Genomic DNA, 2,810 nt, shown 5'->3' on the forward strand with positions numbered 1-2,810 from the left:
TCGACTAATTATTGGTGGTATGACAATAATGGTGTAAGAATAATAGGTAATGATAAGAAAAAAATGATAGGTTGTGGCAGTGGCTTTTCAATGCCATTAAAATTGATACTTGAAACAAAAGTAAAAGCGTATTCGCAGTATGGTATTCCAAATGAAAGTAAACAGATTACCTTAGCCAAAACCTACCAAATCGCACCAAAATCGGAACTATGTTATGCCAAACCCAATTCTACTATTGTTCATCCAGAACACCAATGGATTGGAGTTGATTTAAAAACGGAGGCATATTATTTTAATCGACCTGAATATGCTAATCGCCATCCTCTAGTTGGTGGTGGTTATACTCAAGATTATGTACCAAACTATGGTTTTAAGGTTAAACCCGTGGTATCTTCAAAAACATTTCCAGCAACGGGATTTCCTGGGGCTAAATTTCAGTTAGTGATGACTGGTGCTCAAACGGATTACCGCTATCAATTAATCAACAATCCAGGGAGAGGGGTGTCGATTGATCAAAATGGTGTAGTAAAACTTAATAGTAAACCATTAGGAAATGTTACAGTGAGAGCTACTTTGAAAAGAGATCCCTCAATTGTTCACGATTATACCTTTAACCCAACTGCTATTTGGGGCATACCTCAAAATTTTAGGGGAACGTTTAATGTTGTACAACAACGATGTGGCGGTTTACAAAATATGATGAGTCGAGAGCAATTGACAAACTCTCCACGATATGAAGGCCAAGCAGCAGAATTAGATAGAGATAAATTGACAGTTTCTAATAGTTACACTCGCGCCATAGGAGACTCTATTTTGGGTGAATGGGGGTGGACAACTAAATCTTCTTATCCTGATTCAGAATGGCAGGAATTAAATCCTGATTATTTTATGTCAAGATATTGGACTATAAATGCTCGTGAGCCTGGGGTGTATTCTGTTGTGCATAGCCATGATGGGTTTATTGGTTTCTTTTTAGCTGAAGATTCTCGTTTAGGGTATGCAATTTGTAAAGGATAATTCATAATTTGATGCTGATAATGATCAGCATCAAATTAAACATTAAATCGAAAATAGTTGTGCTTCATGGCATGAATAAATAGCAGTGTTAATATGCAGTAAAAACTTGGCGAAATAGTTAGTAAAAAGTGTTTTTTATATTGTAAATAACTTGACTGAGTTATTATACTAAATAACGATTATATAAGACTATTGCTAGCTAAAACCACATCATAATCATTCATCATCTACAACGCCATCAATGAATTTATCTTTGTACCATACCATATTTTTATACAATATATTATCTTCACCAATTACATGCGGGTTTTCTCGATCAATATTATTTCGGTTTAACAAACAAGCGTTATATTCTTCTTCATTACATTTTCTGTGCTCTTGGGTATCAATGTTTTTAAACTGACAGCTATTTTTTATATTGATATATTTGTATTTTTGATAATGATAAATACTTTGTATTGTTGTCAAGATTCTTTGCTGTTTTTCATTATAATTATAACAATTTTTTTTACCTGTGGCGGATTTATCTTTTGGATTAAAATCGATATCGCTACCCCACAAGTTTGTGGCTACAAATTTACCTTTGTCATTGATATAGTAGTCATAATTTGCTCCTATTCTGGCACTTGAGGCATATTTTTTAATGGCTAAATCAAGATTGCCGTCAAAATTGATATCCTCTAGATAAATGCTGTCAAATTGGTTGTAGCTATAATGTAAATTTTGTATTTTTTGCATTAATTGGTGGTTACTTTTGTCATAAACATTCACACCAACTAGTTTAATTTTTTCTTTTTTCTTTTTTGATAATACCGCAGTAAAATAAAATTTATCTGATGAATTCGTTTGTAATAATTCAAGGCGATTAAATTCAGCATCTGCTTCATCAATTATTTCAAGTTCTTTTTGCAATTTTATTGGATATTGTTGATTTTTTTTGCCATCAAACCAATAACCAACTAATTTTTGATTAAATTGTGTTTGCCCATTATGATTAAAGTTAAAGTAACTAATTGAATCTTTAATTTTTGGATGATTATCATTTTCATCCAAATAAATATCTTTATCATCATAAAGTTTTAAACTGTTTTGTTGGCTAACTTCATCGCATGAGTTCATTAAGTGACATTCATAGGATAAAGCATGTTGTATCTGTTTGTGATCATCTTTATAAACCCAAAAAGCTTTCAAATAGGGGCTCAAATATAACGTTACTTCTTTATTCTCAATATAGCCTTTATAAGCATAGGTAGCACTATAGGTAGTTCTATAGATAGTACTAAATACAGGAAAAGAAAGGATTAAAAGTAAAGCAAGTAGTATATTTTTCATTGTTATTATTTAAATTATTTGAAGTTTTTTCAATATGATGTTACAACCATATTTTATATGGATTAAAAGATATTGATAGTTTAACTTTAATATGTTAGCGAAAATTTCAGCTTAAGTAAATTCGATTATTTTTTATAATACTGAATGATTTATATTCTGTATTATACTTGAAGTTTGATTACTATATTTTATATGTTAGGTATTTGTATGATAAAGAAATGATAAAAATAAAAATTAGCTTAACAAAACTTTACAAAAAAATAGGTGAAAAATGAAGTTTTTATTCTAAAATAGGGTAGCATAGTTATATACTATTTTATGCTAAAATTACTAAAAACAACATTAACTATTTATTTTATAACAATAAATTTAAGAAAATAAGTGTGAGGAATAATAAAATTATGATAAAATATGGACTTAATCGGGCATCGGGCATCGGGCATCGGGCAGCGGGCATCGGG

The 2,810-nt window shown here is 30.4% G+C and carries 2 protein-coding genes; one reads left to right on the plus strand and one right to left on the minus strand.

The genetic code is table 11. The annotated features are described in order from the left end of the window. The coding region (locus J6569_RS11015; protein ID WP_296318494.1) for a hypothetical protein at positions 1 to 1,017 on the plus strand (1,017 nt) is incomplete at its 5' end. A 216-nt stretch (positions 1,018 to 1,233) separates the two neighbouring features. Here J6569_RS11015 and J6569_RS11020 read toward each other — a convergent pair. Further along, a complete protein-coding gene (locus J6569_RS11020) occupies positions 1,234 to 2,349 on the minus strand; it encodes a hypothetical protein (protein WP_085164725.1) in 1,116 nt (371 codons plus the stop codon). Positions 2,350 to 2,810 lie beyond the last annotated feature (461 nt).

Source organism: Gilliamella sp. (genome assembly GCF_024104075.1).
GTDB classification, from domain to species: domain Bacteria; phylum Pseudomonadota; class Gammaproteobacteria; order Enterobacterales; family Orbaceae; genus Gilliamella; species Gilliamella bombi.

What these genes read in the sequence shown, in the direction of transcription:
- J6569_RS11020 (WP_085164725.1), bottom strand. Translation starts at nt 2,349, where the DNA reads ATGAAAAATATACTACTTGCTTTACTTTTAATCCTTTCTTTTCCTGTA.